At 40.0% G+C, this 19,247-nt stretch carries 19 protein-coding genes and 5 tRNA genes; 10 read left to right on the forward strand and 14 right to left on the reverse strand.

The features are described from left to right. Positions 1-157: 157 nt before the first annotated feature. Together Q0Y52_RS10790 and Q0Y52_RS10795 are read right to left on the reverse strand one after the other, a co-directional pair. Positions 158-233, reverse strand: a tRNA-Val gene (locus tag Q0Y52_RS10790). Positions 234-260: 27 nt separating this feature from the next. Beyond that, positions 261-336 (reverse strand) — tRNA-Val (locus tag Q0Y52_RS10795). A gap of 922 nt (positions 337-1,258) precedes the next feature. Here Q0Y52_RS10795 and gltX point away from each other — a divergent pair. The 4 genes from gltX (at position 1,259) to Q0Y52_RS10815 (ending at position 3,342) form a co-directional block, all read left to right on the forward strand. After that, positions 1,259-2,668: a glutamate--tRNA ligase gene (gene gltX / locus Q0Y52_RS10800; protein WP_297821410.1), complete on the forward strand. Its 1,410-nt coding sequence runs from the start codon at positions 1,259-1,261 to the stop codon at positions 2,666-2,668. A 102-nt stretch (positions 2,669-2,770) separates the two neighbouring features. Beyond that, positions 2,771-2,846 (forward strand) — tRNA-Ala (locus tag Q0Y52_RS10805). Between the two features lie 159 nt (positions 2,847-3,005). Next, positions 3,006-3,081 (forward strand) — tRNA-Glu (locus tag Q0Y52_RS10810). 185 nt (positions 3,082-3,266) lie between these two features. Then, positions 3,267-3,342 (forward strand) — tRNA-Glu (locus tag Q0Y52_RS10815). A gap of 305 nt (positions 3,343-3,647) precedes the next feature. On the opposite strand, the gene Q0Y52_RS10820 is transcribed toward Q0Y52_RS10815, so the two are convergent. Beyond that, positions 3,648-5,021, reverse strand: a complete 1,374-nt coding sequence (locus Q0Y52_RS10820; RefSeq protein ID WP_297821412.1) for a hypothetical protein — start codon at positions 5,019-5,021, stop codon at positions 3,648-3,650. Between the two features lie 377 nt (positions 5,022-5,398). Between Q0Y52_RS10820 and Q0Y52_RS10825 the strand changes: the two genes are divergently transcribed. From Q0Y52_RS10825 to Q0Y52_RS10835, 3 genes are all read left to right on the forward strand, one after another. Then, positions 5,399-5,596, forward strand: a complete 198-nt coding sequence (locus Q0Y52_RS10825) for a DUF1289 domain-containing protein (RefSeq protein ID WP_297821414.1) — start codon at positions 5,399-5,401, stop codon at positions 5,594-5,596. After that, entirely contained in the window at positions 5,596-6,522 is a 927-nt protein-coding gene (gene dusC, locus Q0Y52_RS10830) for a tRNA dihydrouridine(16) synthase DusC (protein WP_297821416.1), read from the forward strand. The genes Q0Y52_RS10825 and dusC overlap by 1 nt, the downstream gene beginning before the upstream one ends. 120 nt (positions 6,523-6,642) lie before the next feature. Further along, on the forward strand, positions 6,643-6,816 hold the full coding sequence (locus Q0Y52_RS10835; protein WP_297821418.1) for a hypothetical protein: 174 nt from the start codon (positions 6,643-6,645) through the stop codon (positions 6,814-6,816). 99 nt (positions 6,817-6,915) lie between these two features. On the opposite strand, the gene Q0Y52_RS10840 is transcribed toward Q0Y52_RS10835, so the two are convergent. Further along, on the reverse strand, positions 6,916-7,557 hold the full coding sequence (locus Q0Y52_RS10840) for an arylesterase (protein ID WP_297821421.1): 642 nt from the start codon (positions 7,555-7,557) through the stop codon (positions 6,916-6,918). 1 nt (position 7,558) lies between these two features. Here Q0Y52_RS10840 and Q0Y52_RS10845 point away from each other — a divergent pair, with 1 nt between their 5' ends. Together Q0Y52_RS10845 and Q0Y52_RS10850 are read left to right on the forward strand one after the other, a co-directional pair. Beyond that, complete coding sequence (locus Q0Y52_RS10845) at positions 7,559-8,278, forward strand: ABC transporter ATP-binding protein (protein ID WP_297821423.1); 720 nt, start codon at positions 7,559-7,561, stop codon at positions 8,276-8,278. 4 nt (positions 8,279-8,282) lie between these two features. Beyond that, entirely contained in the window at positions 8,283-10,817 is a 2,535-nt protein-coding gene (locus Q0Y52_RS10850; RefSeq protein ID WP_297821425.1) for an FtsX-like permease family protein, read from the forward strand. A gap of 74 nt (positions 10,818-10,891) precedes the next feature. On the opposite strand, the gene Q0Y52_RS10855 is transcribed toward Q0Y52_RS10850, so the two are convergent. After that, entirely contained in the window at positions 10,892-11,785 is an 894-nt protein-coding gene (locus tag Q0Y52_RS10855) for a TIGR01777 family oxidoreductase (protein WP_297821427.1), read from the reverse strand. Between the two features lie 24 nt (positions 11,786-11,809). Further along, positions 11,810-12,178: a dihydroneopterin triphosphate 2'-epimerase gene (gene folX / locus Q0Y52_RS10860; protein WP_297821429.1), complete on the reverse strand. Its 369-nt coding sequence runs from the start codon at positions 12,176-12,178 to the stop codon at positions 11,810-11,812. Positions 12,179-12,264: 86 nt separating this feature from the next. Here folX and Q0Y52_RS10865 point away from each other — a divergent pair, with 86 nt between their 5' ends. Beyond that, on the forward strand, positions 12,265-13,338 hold the full coding sequence (locus Q0Y52_RS10865) for an AI-2E family transporter (RefSeq protein WP_297821431.1): 1,074 nt from the start codon (positions 12,265-12,267) through the stop codon (positions 13,336-13,338). A 361-nt stretch (positions 13,339-13,699) separates the two neighbouring features. On the opposite strand, the gene Q0Y52_RS10870 is transcribed toward Q0Y52_RS10865, so the two are convergent. The 8 genes from Q0Y52_RS10870 to Q0Y52_RS10905 all read right to left on the reverse strand — a co-directional run bounded on the left by Q0Y52_RS10870 (position 13,700) and on the right by Q0Y52_RS10905 (position 19,244). Continuing rightward, positions 13,700-14,140: a hypothetical protein gene (locus Q0Y52_RS10870; protein ID WP_297821433.1), complete on the reverse strand. Its 441-nt coding sequence runs from the start codon at positions 14,138-14,140 to the stop codon at positions 13,700-13,702. 297 nt (positions 14,141-14,437) lie between these two features. Further along, the gene (locus Q0Y52_RS10875; RefSeq protein ID WP_297821435.1) at positions 14,438-15,088 is read right to left on the reverse strand and encodes a LiaF domain-containing protein; all 651 of its coding nucleotides are present in this window, start codon (positions 15,086-15,088) and stop codon (positions 14,438-14,440) included. Positions 15,089-15,228: 140 nt separating this feature from the next. Next, positions 15,229-16,575, reverse strand: coding sequence for an ATP-binding protein (locus Q0Y52_RS10880; RefSeq protein ID WP_297821437.1), 1,347 nt, complete (start codon positions 16,573-16,575; stop codon positions 15,229-15,231). Positions 16,576-16,592: 17 nt separating this feature from the next. Next, positions 16,593-17,267: a response regulator transcription factor gene (locus tag Q0Y52_RS10885; protein WP_297821439.1), complete on the reverse strand. Its 675-nt coding sequence runs from the start codon at positions 17,265-17,267 to the stop codon at positions 16,593-16,595. A 62-nt stretch (positions 17,268-17,329) separates the two neighbouring features. After that, complete coding sequence (locus Q0Y52_RS10890; RefSeq protein WP_297821521.1) at positions 17,330-17,557, reverse strand: PepSY domain-containing protein; 228 nt, start codon at positions 17,555-17,557, stop codon at positions 17,330-17,332. Between the two features lie 256 nt (positions 17,558-17,813). After that, positions 17,814-18,287, reverse strand: coding sequence for a glycine zipper 2TM domain-containing protein (locus Q0Y52_RS10895; protein ID WP_297821441.1), 474 nt, complete (start codon positions 18,285-18,287; stop codon positions 17,814-17,816). Positions 18,288-18,515: 228 nt separating this feature from the next. Then, the gene (gene arfB / locus Q0Y52_RS10900) at positions 18,516-18,896 is read right to left on the reverse strand and encodes an alternative ribosome rescue aminoacyl-tRNA hydrolase ArfB (RefSeq protein ID WP_297821443.1); all 381 of its coding nucleotides are present in this window, start codon (positions 18,894-18,896) and stop codon (positions 18,516-18,518) included. A gap of 48 nt (positions 18,897-18,944) precedes the next feature. Continuing rightward, positions 18,945-19,244 carry a YciI family protein gene (locus Q0Y52_RS10905; RefSeq protein WP_297821445.1) on the reverse strand — a complete coding sequence of 100 codons (300 nt, stop codon included), beginning with the start codon at positions 19,242-19,244 and terminating at the stop codon, positions 18,945-18,947. Positions 19,245-19,247: the final 3 nt, after the last annotated feature.

The raw sequence follows: 19,247 nt of genomic DNA on the forward strand, positions 1-19,247 counted from the left end.
TAATACAGTGGTATACTGAGATGCTGGATGGCGGATTTGCACGTTTTAGGCACAGATAAGGCACAGGTGTGCCAAAAATGGTGGCACTTGACCTAATTTGCACGAATAATGCGAGAATATTTATAGATAAAATCTATATAAACCAGAAGGCTAAAAATGGTGGTCGCTACTGGGCTTGAACCAGTGACCCTCGCCTTGTAAGGGCGATGCTCTCCCAACTGAGCTAAGCGACCAAAATACTGTTTCTACTAACAAAAATGTGGTGGTCGCTACTGGGCTTGAACCAGTGACCCTCGCCTTGTAAGGGCGATGCTCTCCCAACTGAGCTAAGCGACCAAATTTTACTGCTACTGGGCTTGAACCAGTGTCACTCGACCGACCTTTATAAAGAGCGGCGATGCTCTGTCTTTTTTCAACTGAGCTAAGCGACCAAATTTTACTGCTACTGGGCTTGAACCAGTGTCACTCGACCGACCTTTATAAAGAGCGGCGATGCTCTGTCTTTTTTCAACTGAGCTAAGCGACCAAATTTTACTGCTACTGGGCTTGAACCAGTGTCACTCGACCGACCTTTATAAAGAGCGGCGATGCTCTGGCTTTTTTCAACTGAGCTAAGCGACCAAATTTTACTGCTACTGGGCTTGAACCAGTGTCACTCGACCGACCTTTATAAAGAGCGGCGATGCTTTGTCTTTTTTCAACTGAGCTAAGCGACCAAATTTTACTGCTACTGGGCTTGAACCAGTGTCACTCGACCGAACTTTATAAAGAGCGGCGATGCTCTGTCTTTTTTCAACTGAGCCAAGCGACCAAATTTTACTGCTACTGGGCTTGAACCAGTGTCACTCGACCGACTTTTATAAAGAGCGGCGATGCTCTGTCTTTTTTCAACTGAGCTAAGCGACCAAATTTTACTGCTACTGGGCTTGAACCAGTGACCCCGTCTTTTCTTCGTAAAGACGATGATGCTTTCTATTCTTGGCATCTGAACAAGAAGCTATCAGTGCTGTCTTTCTTACTAGCCTTGGCCGGTAAGAGGAGCGCTATTATAGATATGAGCTTTTGACTGTCAACATCTAAATGAAAATTATTGTGCTATTGAATGAAAACTGGACGTTTTTTAAAGTTAACTGAAGTTCCAGGTAAAAAATACACTGCCATTTTTACTCAATCTTTTATTCTAAATGATTTTTTGCTGATATAAATTACTGTGATTGACTGTTAAAATGCAGTCAATTTTAGATCAGGCTGCTATTACATGACAACTGTTACCCGTTTCGCCCCTAGTCCCACAGGTTATCTTCACGTTGGTGGTGCGCGTACCGCGCTTTATTCTTGGCTGTATGCCAAAAGTAAGGGTGGTAAATTTGTATTACGTATTGAAGATACGGATATTGAACGTTCCACCCAAGCAGCTATCGATGCGATCCTCGAAGGTATGCAGTGGTTAGGTTTACAATGGGATGAAGGTCCGTTTTATCAGACCCAGCGTTTTGATCGTTACAATCAATTAATTGACCAACTGCTAGCTGCAGGTAAAGCCTATAAGTGTTACATGCCATCTGCTGAATTGGATGCTATTCGCGAACAACAAATGGCTAAGGGCGAAAAGCCTCGTTATCCTGGCACATGGCGCGAGCGTACTGATCATCCTCAAGATAAACCTTTTGCCATTCGTTTTAAAACACCGCAAACAGGCAGTGTGGTCATTAAAGATCATATTCGTGGTGATATTGAAATTGCTAACAGTGAATTAGATGACTTGATTATCCGTCGCACTGACGGGGCGCCAACCTATAATTTTTGTGTGGTAGTAGATGATTGGGACATGGGCATTAGTCATGTGGTACGAGGTGAAGATCATATCAACAACACCCCCCGTCAAATTAATATATTACAGGCCTTAGGTGCGCCTATTCCAGAATATGCCCACGTATCTATGATTTTAGGTGACGACGGTAAAAAATTATCAAAACGCACTAATGCTGTCGGTGTAATGGAGTTTAGAGATGAAGGTTATCTACCTCAAGCATTGCTAAATTATTTGGTGCGTCTTGGTTGGTCACACGGCGATCAGGAAATATTCTCAGTAGAAGAAATGATTGAGTTGTTTTCTCTAGATGCCATTGGTCAGTCTGCCTCTGCGTTTAACACAGATAAACTTATTTGGTTAAACCAACATTACATGAAAACACAGCCTGCCAAAGAAGTGGCTGAACATGCTAAATGGCATTTTGCTCAACAAGGTATTGATATTACTCAAGGCCCAGCATTAGAAGACGTGATTACTGTGCAGGCTGATCGGGTTAAAACCTTAAAAGAGCTTGCTCAAATCAGTGGCTATTTTTATCAGGAATATGAAGCTTTTGACGAAAAAGCGGCTAAAAAGCACTTACGTCCTGTTGCCAAAGACGCTTTGCTGCTGGTGCAAAGTAAATTATCAGCTCTGACTCAGTGGAATACTGAGTCTATTCATAACGCGATTAACCAAACTGCTGAAGAGTTAGAGGTGGGTATGGGGAAAGTGGGCATGCCATTGCGAGTAGCAGTCACAGGAGCAGGTAATTCACCTTCATTAGATTTAACCTTAAATTTACTTAAACCAGCGCAAATTGAACAACGTATAAACAAAGCGCTGGAATATATAGCAAACAGAGAAAATTCCTGAAAAAAGCATTGACATAAAAAGAGCTGATGCCTAGAATGCGCCCCGCTGTCACGGAACGACGCCTACTTATTAGGATAAAGTGAGAGCCTTTTAAATAAGTTTGGGGCCATAGCTCAGCTGGGAGAGCGCTTGCGTGGCACGCAAGAGGTCGGCGGTTCGATCCCGCCTGGCTCCACCAACATCAAGGATTGTCTACTACCGCCTAGGCCAGTAGATGTAAAGATAAGACAAGATAAAAATTTTGTTTTTGTAATGTTTAATAAATTAGGTCGCGTGTATCGTGAATCTCTATTTATTTACAAAAACTTATCGAAACGTGTTTCGATAAAAAGTTTTTGTCCCCATCGTCTAGAGGCCTAGGACACCGCCCTTTCACGGCGGTAACAGGGGTTCGAATCCCCTTGGGGACGCCATATATTAAGTTAAATGATTTAACTTAAGTTCAAAAACAAGGATTATTAACTACCGCCTAGGCCAGTTAATAAATAGTTTGATAGAGGTTTCATTTTTGTAAAGCATCAAAGTTAGGTCGCGCAATTAGCCAATTTTTTTGCCTTACAAAAACTTATCGTAACGTGTTTCGATAACCGAAGTTTTTGTCCCCATCGTCTAGAGGCCTAGGACACCGCCCTTTCACGGCGGTAACAGGGGTTCGAATCCCCTTGGGGACGCCATATAATGAAGCCGCTTAAGCAATTAAGCGGCTTTTTTATTGGCTAAAGATAATGATGACCCTTCGGTTTGACAAAAATGTCTGGAGCATTTTTGAACGTGCTTTAGTACGGCCCAACGGGTGAGGGGTGGGATAGCCCGAATACAAAAATGTCTGGAGCATTTTTGAACGTGCTTTAGCACGGCCTAATATCAATGGGTCGTTGTGAATTTAAACTATCCAGTAACTCATTAGCACCAGACTGAGGCTTAATGCATTATCTTTGGTTGTGATAAAAACTTAAAGCAGAGCAATAGGGTGTTCTTATCAATCATCTATATCTGAATGTATTGCCTCAATATTAATAATGTTAGAGCGATTAAGTGTGATCTTGAAACGCTGAATTTGCTGCTGATTTTGTTTATCTGTATGCATTAAAACTACGTTGATTTGATAACGACGTTCAACTGCTTGTTTTGTTATTTTATTGCTGTCGAGTGAATATAAACGGCCTTCACCTTTTTTTAAAAAACGAATGAAGGGGGTTAAATTGAAATAAATACGTTGTTGAATTTCATCGTAGCCCGGTAAAAAATATTTTGCATTTACTTTCGTGTCACTGCGGAAATGCAGTAGTTGTGCGGCCTGTTTGTTTTGTTGTCTGCGGGTTTGAAATAATTTATCCACCTGTATGGGTAAATCTTTATTGCGAATATATTCAAGCCATATGGTTTGACTCGCCACTCGACTTTTATTGACACTATGACTGTAAATTATTTTCCATTTGGGCAGACCTTTTTGAATGCGGCGCCAAATGATACGTGTGATATCGTCCTTAAATATTTCCCTTAAACCATAAATGACGCCCAACATGCCAACTAATGCAATCGTCACTTCAGTAAAGTTAGTGCGCGCATTTAATACTAGCACCATAACAAAAGCCATAATAACAGCAGTGACTGTGCCACGTACCATGCGGTTTAAACTAGTATTGAGGTTTTTAACTTCTTTTTGAAATACCACACCATATTCAATTAATCGTTGCAGCAATCGCATTTTATTGGTGATGCGATTAGGGTCACTTAAAGTAACTTGTGAGTTATATTGGTTCTCTTTTCGGTATTCATTTTCACTGCGACACAAAGTCAATAAAAAGTTTTTTTCACTGGTAAAATCATTACTTTTGGGGGCTCCTGACAGAAGTTTTAAAAACGATTGTTCCACTTGCCAACTGAGGTAGTTGTCGGCGTTTTTAAAATATGCGCTGAGTTTTTGATCCGGAGGCGTATATCTTCTTAGTTTTTTTAATAGTCCTGATATTTGCTCTGCCAACTCTATGGCTTGCGGATAAAAATCCTTGCTTTCTTTAAGCTTAATGGTTTGTTTTATATCCGTATCCAAGGCAATACGAATTTGATATGAAAATAAATTAAGGTTTAAGCGGTAGTCACTTTGTTCACCCTTTTGTTGGCTAATAAAGCGACTTCGTACTAAAGGTAAATGCAGCTGGTATGAGTAATAAGCACTGTGGCTTTGTATGCTGTTATGAAAATAATGTTCTTCTGCTAAGGTTTTGGGGCTAATACCCATTTCATCCGGTAAAGAAAAATAAAGATCGAACCTCTGCTGGTCACTAGGCAATAACTGGTAACTGATTTTTATGGAAAGGTTTTCGTCTTGGGTGAGGTTGATTTTGTTCACTTATATCCTCTTTTCCTTGTGGGTTATATTACTTCACATCAACTGGGCAATTATGTTTTATTTTACCATGTAAAGTCAGGTTGTTTAATAAGCTTGGTGTGATTAACTATAACGGGTTTGTTCGAGGTTGCTTATTACAATATTTCAGGTTGTAGCTTATAAGCAGCATTGGCGAATTTTAACCTTGCCGCTTAGCTACCTCATTCCTCCTGTGTCAGGATAGTTGTCACCACTTAGATTTCAATGTTTAACGTCAACAGGGGCATTCACGCGCCTTGATTAAGCTTCTTTAAATCTTGCTGAGCGGCCACTTCTTTACTGGGATTGGTATAAGCTTATTGATAGAATATAACGAATCTTTTTTGAATGAATAATTTATGAGCAATACCCTATCAAACGTCGAATCCCCTTGTGTCCGAAATTGCTGTCTTGATGATAAAGATATGTGTTTAGGGTGTTTTAGAATGTTGGATGAAATATTGATTTGGGGTACGGCGAGTTCACAGCAGCAACTTGATATTGTAAAGGCAATTTCAGTCCGTAAGTTAATAAAAGCCAAAAGCGAATTACGCTAGTGCATATTACTTTAGCCCCGATGGAAGGGGTAGTTGACCATTTAATGCGCGATATGTTGACCCAAGTGGGTGGATTTGATTTGTGCGTGACTGAATTTGTGAGGGTCGTCGATCAGTTAATGCCCAAGCGTGTGTTTCATCGAATATGCCCAGAGTTAAATAATCAAGGTTTCACACCAAATGGTGTGCCAGTCAAAGTGCAGTTATTAGGTCAGCATGCTGATTGGTTAGCAGAAAATGCCTTTCGAGCTGTTGAGTTAGGCTCCCATGGTGTTGATCTTAACTTTGGTTGTCCGGCTAAAACGGTTAACAAGAGCAAGGGGGGGGCGATATTACTGCGCGAACCTGAAACGATTTATAAAATTGTCAATGCTGTGCGCCAAGCTGTTCCTAAAGAACACACTGTGAGTGCCAAAATGCGTTTGGGTTTTGATGATACTTCTTTGGCGATAGCTAATGCACAGGCCATTTCTGATGCAGGGGCTAACTCATTAGTTATTCATGCCCGCACCAAAGTGGATGGTTATAAGCCACCTGCTTATTGGGACTGGATTGCGAAGATAAAACAAGATGTGGATATTCCTATTGTCGCTAATGGTGAAATTTGGAATGAGCAAGACGCGGTAAATTGCCAACAGCAATCTGATTGTGACAATATCATGTTGGGGCGCGGTGCTTTGGCTATGCCTAATTTGGCTCAGGTAATAAAAAATACCGAGCAACACATGCTATGGGAGCACGTTAAGGCTTTGTTGGTGCTGTATTCTGGTTACGAACTGTTTGGTGATAAAGGTAAATATTACCCGAATCGGGTGAAGCAATGGTTGGGTTACTTGAGTCGTCAATATCCAGAGGCAAAGGCGCTGTTTATGCGTATTCGTGCTTTGAAAAGCGCAGATGAGATTTTGCAGCAAATCCAATCCTAGTCAAATCTCGATAATGTAATTAGGATAATCTCAGTCAACATATACTTTCAGGAAAAACATGAAAATTTTAAGTAAGAATCGATGGTTATTTAAATTAGTTTCTGTTGCAGGTTTTTTACTTTGTTGGGTTATTCAGATTCTGGCGAAGATAAAATCAAAGAGCATACTTGCTGGTCTTGCTCTGAGGATGGCGGCCGACTTTCTTACTCTGCAGGTGTATCTCATGGCTTGTTGTTCAGCTCGGTTGACCGACTGTACAGAGCTTGTTTAAGTGGGTGCATTGTGCCCGAGTGACCCCGCACCGATGAACTTATTTCCATACCGTACTTATATTATTATCAAAATGAATTCCTATAAAAGTTAATTTATTTTATTTGGTGATTTTTTACTCTGCTAGGGAAAAATAATATCGCCTAATGTTTTTTGCATATCTTTCGCTATGATAAGTTGTGCTTTGGCATTTGGATGAATGCCATCCCGTTGCATTAAGTTTTTATCTAAAGCTATGTTTTGTAGAAAAAAAGATAGTAATTTCAGCTCGTATTTTATGGCTAAATCGGAATAGGTATTGGTAAACATCCGTGTGTATCGTTTTCCATAATTGGTCGGTATTTGCATTTGTTGCAGTATGACTGTTACCTCACTTTTTTGAGAAAATAGAATGATTTTTTCCAGATTATCGCGCATCTTACTCACTGGGTGACCTTGCAAACCATCGTTACCACCTAGTTCAACAAAAATGTGCGTAGGACTATGCTGCTCTAACAGTCTTGGTAATCTAGCAAGTGCACCGTCTGTGGTTTCTCCGCTGATGGCGGCATTAATAATAATAACATCATCGCTTTGCCACGCATTTTGTAACAAACTTACCCAACCTTGCTCTTGCTTTAAACCATAAGCAGCACTTAGGCTATCACCTAATATTAGCAACTTGGTTTCTTTAGCCTGTAACTGATCTGAAATCAGTGATAAGGGTATAAGGATCAATAATATAAATATTTTATTTCGTAACGCATTGGTATTAAGAAACAGCACTATGACTCCAAAAATTATGATTAAGACAAACGGTATTAGCAAAACAGTTACTACGACTCAAGGGCAATTACAGATCCTCAAGCCAATTAGCTTTGAAGTCAAGGCGGGTGAGTCGATTGCCATAGTAGGTGCGTCTGGCTCAGGTAAATCTACTTTGCTTAGTTTATTGGCAGGACTAGATGAGGTGAGCGAAGGAGAATTATACATAGACGGTCAAGCCATGCAGAACATGGACGAAGAACAACGTGCTCAGTTGAGAGGCGCGAAAGTGGGCTTTATTTTTCAAAGCTTTATGTTAGTTCAAAGTTTAACTGCTTTGGAAAACATTATGTTACCTGCAGAGATTGCTGGCCGCGACGATGCGAAAAAAAGAGCCTTGGACATTTTAGAACTGGTGGGGCTAGATCATAGAGCAAGCCACTATCCCAATCAATTATCTGGCGGTGAACAACAAAGAGTGGCGATAGCTAGAGCGTTTATTTCTGAGCCTAAAATCTTATTTGCTGATGAACCGACCGGTAATTTGGATGCCGCTAACAGTGACAAGATTGAAAAGTTATTATTCGAGTTAAATCAAAATTCTCATACTACTTTGGTATTGGTGACTCATGACCCTGTGTTGGCAGGTAAATGTCAGCGTCAATTACACATGCAAGCGGGTGAATTAAAAGAGGTTTTTACAAGCTCATCTAATGAGCAAGCTGCTCTAAAAGTGGGTTAGTGATATGACTAATTATACTTTGAGTTTAGCCTGGCGACTGTTTCGTCATGAAACTAAGCGAGGCGAGTTAACCATTATACTGCTGGCGATAATTTTATCGGTGGCGTCTGTATTATCACTTTCGTTATTTAGCGAACGGCTTAAATATGCGTTAACTGAAAAAAGTGCCGAGTTCATTGCCGCTGATAGAGTACTTGGATCTAATAAACCTATTGATATTGCTTGGATTGACAAAGCCCAAGAGATGGGCCTAAACACGGCACACCAAACTTATGCCCGCTCTATGGTTTTTGCCAACGAAAATATGGACCTAGTCGATTTAAGAGCGGCAGATACAGGTTATCCGTTAAAAGGTTCAGTCAAGGTAGCTGATGAGCCGTTCACACAAGGTATCGTGATAGACCGTCTGCCGACGTCAGGTGAGGCGTGGATTGAGTCTCAATTGTTTCAAACCTTAGGGATTATTGTAGGCGACAATATTGAAGTCGGTGACAAAATATTTAGGGTCAGTAAGGTTTTGACTGAAGTGCCTGACGCTGGTTTTAGCGTATTTGGAGGTGATCCTAAAGTATTAATTTCAAAAATAGATTTAGCTGCAACTAAGGTTGAAGGTCCCGGCAGTAGGATTGACTACAGCTATTTCTTTACAGGCGAGAATGGCGATCTAGAGGATTATTACGACTGGCTTGAGCCTCAACTTGATAATGAAATCCATGATTGGGACTCTATTGAAGACGACGAGTCTGGCATTGGACGAGCGGTGGGTAGGGCGGGACAATACTTTTTATTGGCAAGTCTGTTAGCTATTGTTTTGGCTGCTGTTTCTATTGCTGTGGCAGCGCAGAGATACAGTATGCGTCATTATGACCCCGTCGCGATTATGAAAACGCTAGGTGCACAAAAAAAAATGGTGCAACAAATTTATCTGTTACAAATTTTATTTATCACCGCATTGGGTATTACTATTGGTGTGATATTTGGCTTTATTATTCAACATTTGGTCGTCGCAGCCATCGCTGGAAAAGTCGATGTGTCGATTGATGTGTGGCATTGGCGGCCACTTATTATTTCTATCTTCACCGGTTCTGTGTGTGCGGTCTTATTCTCTTTGTATCCCTTAATGAAACTATTTTCGGTATCACCACTGCGTGTATTACGCCGTGACTTAGGTGCAAATCTAAGCTCTAGATTGATCCAGTTTGTGGCCTCCGGCGGTGCAATATTTTTATTGATGTGGGCCTATAGCCAAAATATTAAGGTTAGCGCTATCTTATTTATTTCAGGTATTATTTTGGTAGTCAGTCTGTTAGGTGTGACCTTCGGTTTGATTTGGGTGGGGCGTAAACTCGGCCAAGGTAAAATGGGAGCTTGGCAGCTCGCTTGGGCAAGAATTCATCGCCGAGCAATGGATAATAGTGTGCAGTTGATTAGTTTTGCCGTCACTATCATGCTGCTGTTGATTGTACTGGTAATGCGAAACGACATGGTACAACAATGGCAAAACCAGTTACCTCAAGATACTCCTAACTACTTCCTAGTCAATATCAGTCAAGCGCAGCAACCTAATCTGCAACAACACTTCGTCACTAATCAAGTTGAGATCGATAAATTCTATCCTGTCATTCGTGGTCGGTTTGTTGCAGTAAATGATGAAAAGGTGCGCACTGCGGTATCCAAAGAAGACCCAGACGAACAAAGCAATGGCCGTGATGGTTTAGGTAGAGAAGCGAATTTAACGTGGAGCAATACTCTGCAAAAAGGTAGCGAGGTCATTGCTGGAAAATGGTTGGGTGATAACAATAATAGTGACACCGAAGCACAAAGACCTTATGAAGTGTCGATTGAAGAGGGTATTGCACAGCGAATGCAGCTAGGCTTAGGTGATAAGTTGACCTTTAATATTGGCAGTGAAATTGTTGAACTTAATGTGACCAGCATCAGAAACGTTAACTGGCAATCTATGCAACCGAATTTCTTTTTTGTGATTGAACCTCGTGCGCTGAAGAGCTTTATTCCAACATACATTTCTAGTTTCAATTTACCGACTGAGCGCAAATCCGATATCACCCAATTGATGCAGCCTTTTGCTAACGTCACCTTGATTGATGTTGATGCGCGAATTAATCAACTTCGCAATATCGTTGACCAAGTCTCTATGGCTGTAGAGTTTATTCTGATATTGGTTTTAGCCGCGGGCGCTTTGGTGCTAATTGCTCAAGTACAGGCTAGCATGGATGAACGTCAACAAGAACTCGCTATCTTACGCACGCTTGGGGCTAAAGGCAGACTAATAAGAGCCAGTGTGGTGTTTGAATTTATTATCATTGGTGTGGTGGCTGGGGCTATGGCTGCAGCCGCCAATGAATTCAGTTTGTATATGCTACAAACCCAGGTATTCCAAATGCCTGCCAGTTTGCATCTTGAGTATTGGATCATTGCGCCGTTAGCAGGTGCGCTGGTGGTGGGTATTCTTGGTGCCTTAGGGTGCTGGCGCTTGTTATCACTTAACACCAGTCAATTGTTACGTCAGATGGTTTAAATAAGAAGATAAGTTGATACCCTCAGGTATCAACTTTCTTGTTTTGATAATTTCATTACATTCTTTGCAAATAGTTATTTACGTAAGCAGTCTAAAGCTTGGGATATTTTAGGGTAAATAAACTTATAACCGCTTTCTTCTAAGCTTGTAGGCACGACTCTTTGACCATATAATACTAAATCAGCCATTTCCCCCATCATCATTCTGAGCACAAATTTAGGTACTTTAAATACACAAGGGCGAGATAGGGATGCAGCTAGCTCACGGCTAAATTCTGCATTTGTAACAGGATTGGGGGCCGTAAAATTATAAACACCTTGACAGCTATCATTGGCAATTAAATGCGCGATACCTTGCAGCATGTCTTCAAGGTGTATCCATGACATATATTGACTACCATCACCCATTGGGCCACCTAAACCTAGTTTAAATGGCAACAACATTTTTTGTAATGCGCCACCTCTTTTGGTGATAACTACTCCCGTTCGTAAAATGCATACGCGGGTTTTATCTGACTGGGCTTTTTTAGCTATAGTTTCCCAACGTTCGCATAATCGGTGGCTGAATTCATCGTGAGAAGATGAAAAATTTTCATCAATAATGTTGTCTTTTTGACGACCATAAAAGCCTATTGCGGAACCACTGATGAGTAACTTAGGAGGATTTTCCCCTGCGTTGATAAGCGTTACTATGTCTTCGGTGATTGACCAACGGCTATATTCAATTCTATGTTTTTGTTCATCTGTCCATTTCTTGTTTGCAATGGGTTCACCTGCGAGATTAATCACTACGTCATAGTCGTCTAAGTTAGAAAGATGTGTGAGTGAGGATAAAAATTGAATGTTATGCCCAAGTATTTGTTCCGCCATGGCTGCATTTCTAGTATAAACTGACACGTCGTAAGGACGTAAAATAGGGATAAGGTTTGAACCGATTAAGCCTGAACCACCAGTAATAAGTATTTTCATAACGCCCTCAGAATAATGTTTACATTATCCATTTTTGTTACATGACAAACATAAAGAAACAGAATCTGCAAAACGTAATGCGTGAGGTTTATCCACTTCTGCTTCGGCGTAGTTGACCCTGGTGTGTTCTGCCGCGATGGCAAGTACATCAGCGGTGAGTTTTTCAAGTAAAGAAAATCGATTGTTTTCAACCAGTTTAATAATTCTTTTGGTGATGGTTTTGTAATTGAGGGCATCGTCCATTTCATCTGAATCTGTTGCCTGATCTGCGCGGTATTGTATTTTAACGTTGATGACAACATCCTGCATATTCACAATTTCATCGTCGTTAATACCAATGAAAGTCCGCAAGCGTAAATTTTTAATCCTAATCGTGGCTGGGTTTAGATTCATATCTTTCCTATATTTTTTATTACGCGCTATAAAATACCATACAGATCTGCTAATTTGCCCACAAGGTATTCGTTCAGAAAGTTTATATGCAAATTAAATCTCAAACATCTGTCAAAATATTACTGATAATGGCTTCAATTGTCATCATCTTAGCCGGTGTCAAAGCGGCTAGCGCAATAGTCGTACCATTTTTGCTATCAGTATTTATCGCTATGTCTTGCAGCCCTATTATTACTTGGGCAAATCAATATAAGCTACCCAGAGCCATAGCTGTGATATTAGTCATACTTATTATAGTGGTATTTGGATTGATTTTGGCTGCATTAGTTGGCCAATCGATGAATGAATTTAGTCAAAATCTGCCCAAATATAGAGAACAATTGGTTGAAGAATTTGCTTGGGTGATAGGCCAACTGGATAAGGTCAATATTATAGTTAATAAGGATGCTTTGATTTCTTATCTAGACCCTGGTGCCGCCATGAACATGGCAACTAACTTACTTTCGAGCTTGGGCGGTGTGTTGACCAATTTTTTACTGATCTTACTGATAGTGGTGTTTATGTTGTTTGAGGCGGAATCAGTACCCAAGAAAATTCATATTGCGCTGGATGATCCCAGTATGAAGATGCAACAAGTTGACAAGTTTTTAGTTTCTGTTAAAAATTATTTAGCGATTAAAACCTTGGTCAGTTTAGGCACAGGCCTAATCATTGGCCTATGGTTATATTTTTTAGGCGTCGATCACTTTTTGTTGTGGGCAGTCTTAGCATTTTTATTCAACTATATCCCCAACATCGGCTCTATCATCGCAGCTGTACCCGCTGTGTTGCTAGCTTTTGTACAATTAGGCCCTGCCACTGCGAGTTTTACCGCATTGGGCTTTGTGGTATCGAATATGGTGATGGGAAATGTTATCGAACCACGTTATATGGGACGTGGTTTAGGCTTGTCTACCTTGGTGGTGTTTTTATCCTTAATCTTTTGGGGCTGGTTATTGGGCACAGTGGGCATGTTGTTATCAGTACCTCTTACTATGATTGTTAAAATTGCTTTGGAGTCCAGCCCAGATACTCGCTGGGTCGCGTTATTATTAGCCAGTGACACAGATGAACCTGTGATTCAAAACGTTGAGGTTATGGCTGAGGAGAAAGAACAATAGCAATAACTTCAAGCTTAAAGAACAGGAATAGGACTTTATTGTGTTTTGGTCAATACTCGATTAAGTCACTAGACTGAAGTTCAGTCCTAATTTGAGTAACGGGTAACAGACAGTTATGTAAATATATAATCTGATTAACAGAGTAAAACGAGGTGATTAAGGCTTTGATGCTCCAGCTTTCGACATAGTCGTATTAAGTTGACCAGGTCATAAGCAAAACAATTATTTCATTGATCTTATAAAGTATGTAATTGAAGGTTAATAAGATAGCAAACAAGTCATGAAGAGCTTAACCTAGACGTTTACAGGAATCCTCTAGTACTACCTTAAAAATGTCACCTTTGTTGTAGTTAACAAACGGTTATAGTTTATCATCGGCAGTGCGGATCACACTCGCAGACTCAACTATTACTTCAACTTCTTGTTGAATGTCGATAACTTCATTTTCCTGGGGATCTATCATAAATGCACTGGGCAATACATTCACGCCTATTCTTTCCCCCAATTTGACTACAAAGGGTAACGTGATGGGCGAAAAAGGTAAGATCGCAAGCACGCCTAATCCTAGCCCACGAATAACATCAATAAATTGTTTATTCGCTTCTTCCATTTCCAGTTTGCTTGCCTGACCTTTGGTGAATCGCTGGTAAGTGATCAGCATGGTCTTCGTCTGTCGGGATTCTTCTGCTAGTCCTTGCTTAACAGTCAATAAACCACGTTTTAGCGGTATAAGCGCCTTGTTTTTTACGGCAGAGTTCTGTCGTTTAATGGACTGAGTAATCCTAATAATATAGTGCTTCAAAATGTACTGCCTATGCGCTTATGATATTTAATTGTACAAGACTCTAGGGCCAGAATGTGGGTATTCCTGATTTTAATGTATTAAAAAAATATAACGTGAGTTGAAATCAAAGATAAAATTATTTACACCTTGGATGCATATTATCCGTTCAAACTCATACTGTAACAAACTTCATAAAGCTAATTTGTATAGCTTTTAGGTAAACATTAATCAATGTATTGTTAATCCCCAGCGACTTTGTCACAACTTAACTTAGCCGTTCTTAGCCACGTTTTAGCAAAATGTTGAATACGGTTGTTAAACGCGGTTATTAAACATAGTCTTCATCTGATTGGCAAAGGCAACAAACTTTTCTTTTATAGTGCGCTTTATTTTTATATCCAAACCACCAAACATCACTAATCCTTCAATTGTGAGGGTAGGAGCTTGGCGGGAGGCAATAGAAGGTGCAGAATTATCAATGCCACCTAAAATGCAAAAGGCTTTTGAAATAACATTAATGTCTTCTGGTACGGAGATATCGGTTCCGCCAAATAAACATAATATTTTTATGGTGACGTTCGGGGTAGTAAATATTGCATCAGTAAAGTCGATATCAGCCCCTCCGAATAGTGTAATAATTCTTATCTCTTGTGGCACTTTCCATTGACCGCTACGACAGGAACCACCGAGAATATTGACTATGGTCTCGGTTTCGTCGTTATCACTCGCTGCATAGTTGATATTAAACTGGCGTTCTTTTTGCGAGGTAAATTCAGAGTCAGTATTTTTTTCTAGATCGGCAGCTAAGTCGACTATCTCTTGATGGTTTTGACTGGCCATGGCTTGATCTAATCTGCGTTCAAATGCTTCATTAGAAATGACCCCATGACTGTAGTTATAAATCAGGGTATCGATCACTTCTTCACGTAAGGTTTCAATCGGTCTGTCTTCGAGTATTACGGCCATGTTTGTTCTCTATTTTTTAATTATTGATATTTTTGACAGGTAGAGCAGATACCATGCCACTTTAAAATTAATTATAAATCATGGAGTTACATTATTATTGTGAGTTTCAATGTGAAGCATTGGGCACTTTTTAGTAATTTTCACACTTTAATAGGAAAAATCAAAGTGAGTTTAGCGCCGCCTAAATTACTCTGTTTGATTTCAAGCTGGCCTTGGTAAGCAGAAACCAAGTCTGTCACTACAGCCATGCCTATACCTTGGCCTTCTTTATAACTATCTAAACGAGTCCCTCTTTCTAATAACTGTTCACGCTTGTCTTTTGGTATGCCAGGGCCGTCGTCTTCAATATGTATCAGTAAGATATTGAGGCTAGTTTGCACCGAAAGAGTGACTTGCTTGAAGGCAGCTTTGCAGGCGTTGTCTAATACATTACCCAATATTTCCATCAAGTCACTTATATCGCCGTGAAAGCCTAATTCTTGATGTTGAATATCATGGGTAATCGTTAAGTGTTTGTCAGCGTATACTTTGTTCATAGCGTTAAATAATTTATCGACCACAGGCTTGATAGAAACGGCTTGCTCGAACGTACTAGAAGTGCCTGCTACGGCGCGTTTTAGTTGTCGCTGTATTTGCAAATTAATTTGACTAATAGGCACTTTCGCTTGTTCTGGTAGCCCTGTAGTTCCAGATAACACTGCTAAGGGGGTTTTAAGGCTATGGGCTAAATCGTTTAAGCTATTTTTGTAGCGACTTCGCTGTTGTTGTTCGGTATCTAATAAATTATTAATGCTAGTTTTGAGTTTTTCCAGTTCGGGTGGGTAGCGCTGATCAATGCGTTTGAGTTGGCCACTTTCAGCTTGGCGTATTTGCTTATTCAGTCTGCTTATCGGTAACAAAGCAGCGTTAAGGCTTACTAATAACAATATAAGTAATAACAGCGCAATCAGCACTAACCAATTCCATAAGGTATTGGCAAATTTACTTTTCTCGATATTAAATACTTGTTTATCTTGCAGAATATAAAAACTCACTGGTTGGTAACCTAAGGATGTTTCAAATTCGGCGGTATAAGCATATAAAAAGTAGTCGTTTTGCATCAAAAAATCTTCAATAAACACTTCAGCACCTATGTCGGGTACAAAAAAGTTGGGTGCAAAAAAATCAGGTTGTTGCTGCCAATTGAGAGTAGACAGTGATTGCCATAACACGCCATCCTGGGATTGAATAAAAGCGTACAAACCAGAATCTGGAATATTGAATTGTTCATTATATAGTTGTTCAGGCATCTGAACTTGGCTAGCTTTGTTATCTAATTCAAATTCAGAGATTAAGGTTAAGCTTTGCACTCGCAGCTGTTGCAACATTGATTGGCTCAAACTGCCGTTGAAAGCTTGTTCTAAGGTTACCGCTGTAAGAGGAATGAAAATTAGCAACGCGAGCACCGCGGCAGCAAAACTCCTTAATCTAAGGGATAGGTTATGCACTGGGGTTTCTAATTACGTTAGAGCTCACGATTGATGCGATATCCACGGCCACGGAGTGTTTCAATAGGATTGATACTGCCATCAGGGTCAATTTTTTTACGAAGGCGTCCTACAAATACTTCAATTACATTACTGTCTAGGTCGAAGTCTTGATCATAGATATGTTCGGTTAATTCGGTTTTTGAAATCACCTTTTGAGGGGTAAGTAACAGATATTCTAATACTTTGTATTCGTATGCGGTCAGTTCAATGTATTGGCCGTTTACTGTTACTTCCTCACTCAGTGTATCGAGGCTGATAGGGCCTTTTTCGATTGTAGGGTGTGCTTTTCCTGCAGCGCGGCGAATGAGTGCATTAATTCGCGCCAACAATTCTTCGTTATGAAAAGGTTTGGTCAGATAATCATCTGCTCCTGCATCTAACCCTTCTACTTTTTCTTGCCATCTATCCCGAGCAGTCAGAATTAAAATTGGGCAACTTACATCATTTTTACGGGCTTTTTGGATCACTTCAAATCCATCGATCACAGGCAGTCCTATATCAATAATGGCTAAATCATAGGTATGTTCTTGTAACAAAAACAACGCTTTTGCACCGTCATCTGCCAAGTCCACGCTATACCCATTTTTTTGCAGCAATATGTCAAGCTGGGTTAGTAAACGGCTATCGTCTTCTACTATTAATATGCGCATTGGGAGCCTATTTTTCCTTTATTTTATGGAGACGATTTTATTCCAATATGACGAAAGATTATCTAATCCCTTTTCTTTTTTTTACTCACTTTTCCTGATTTCTTGTCAACATCAACAGATACAACCCGTCCAGATTTTTGCAGCACTTTGACTCGATATTTATTTTCACTTTGATCAACTTTTAACACTCTGCCGCTTACTTTTTGTTGTGCTTTTTTTGCGGCTTCAGATTTTGTTTTTGGCGCAATTTTAGAGTCTTGAGCATAAACCGTTATGCAACTTAACGATATTGCTGTTAAACAAACAATTAAAAATCTAATGTAAGGATTCTGCTTCAAAACTCTGCTCTTGTTCGTTGTTATTCAAAACCTAGTTTACCCCAATCATGAATTGACTTAAAAGTAATTGCTATACTTATCATTATATTTGGTGATGGGTTAAACATGTTTTTTACCTAGTAATCAATACGAATATACTTTTGGGATTTATTTTGCCTAAAGGTCTGGTAAATTTTTTCTTGAGTACGATATGTCACTTTATACCCCTCTAGCACCCTAATTTCATTGGCAGCACCCTAACTTCATTGGCCTTGCGAGGTGTAATCACACAGTTATCTCGTTTAACTGGGATATTATGTGAGTGATTGTTATTAACATACCTAATGTTATGCACTAAAGAACTTCCAATCATCGCGCCTAATATCGCACCTAGACCTTTGTGATTTTTGTCGCTAGCGGCATGGCCAATCACACCACCTAAAACCCCTCCGAATATGGCTGAACTTTTATAATGGCGCCGACTATCATGAAACCGACGACAGGTTGAACGTATCTGGGCAGGTGCGCAATATATTTGTGGTTGGGTTACTGTCACATACTTGTAGGGATTAAAAGTAATGACTTTGGCTTTAAGTTCACCACGGTTATGTTCATGATTACTTTGATACCTTCGGTCATGCTTAGCTTGCACTAAAGGAGAAGTAGCTAAAAATAGTAGCGCGCTTGTTATTAATAATTTCATGTAACGACTCCTGTTCAAAGTAGTGACAAGATTAATCAGTTAGGCCTGAATTTTAGCTGAATTGAATTTAAATGAACAAACACTCAAAATATGAGTGGGGTTTAGTTAAACTTTCTTAAAAATGTTGACAAATTTAAATAAAGGGGGCGATGCTATGCTGATTATTCTTTGGTATGTGTAATCAGGTATAAACACTGAGGGGAATGCCACTTATTCGAGTTAATTATTTTAAAAATCAACTTTTTTTCTCAACACTTTTGTCCTGCCAGATTTCACTTTACTATCAACCCGTTTTTTTTGAGAGTTTCTGCTGGGTTTGGTTGCTCGGCGGGCTTTTTGCAGTTTACCCGCTTCCACGAGTACTTCAGTCAATCTGTCTATCGCATCCTGTTTGTTCATTTCTTGAGTGCGATAGCTTTGGGCTTTTATTATCAATATTCCTTCTTGGGTGATCCGTTTATCTTTGCCTAAAAGCAACGTTTGTTTTACATATTCAGGTATAGCCGCCACGCGAATATCAAACCTTAGATGAATGGCACTAGAGACTTTATTCACATTTTGCCCACCAGCACCTTGAGCGCGCATCGCGCTTAAATCGATGGCAGGCATAAGTGATTCAATGTTAGGTGTGTAACTAATTGAAGGCTCGTTAACTATTTAAGGTAGTACTTTTTTATAAGGTTTCACACTTACCTTTCGATACACCCCGGCTAGTGCGTACGGGTCGGTGTCTGCCCATTTTTGAGCTTCTTCCAAACTACTAAATTCAGCAATCACTAATGAGCCAGTAAAGCCAGCTTCACCGGGATCTTCAATGTCAATAGCGGGACAGGGACCGGCTACCAGTACTCGACCTTGATCAACCAATAGTTGAATACGTTCTAAATGTGCCGCTCTTGTTTGTTTGCGAAGAGCTAGGCTGTTTTCAACATCTTCTGAATAAATGACATACCACATAGT

It is taken from the genome of uncultured Paraglaciecola sp., from assembly GCF_943787955.1.
Taxonomy (GTDB): domain Bacteria; phylum Pseudomonadota; class Gammaproteobacteria; order Enterobacterales; family Alteromonadaceae; genus Paraglaciecola.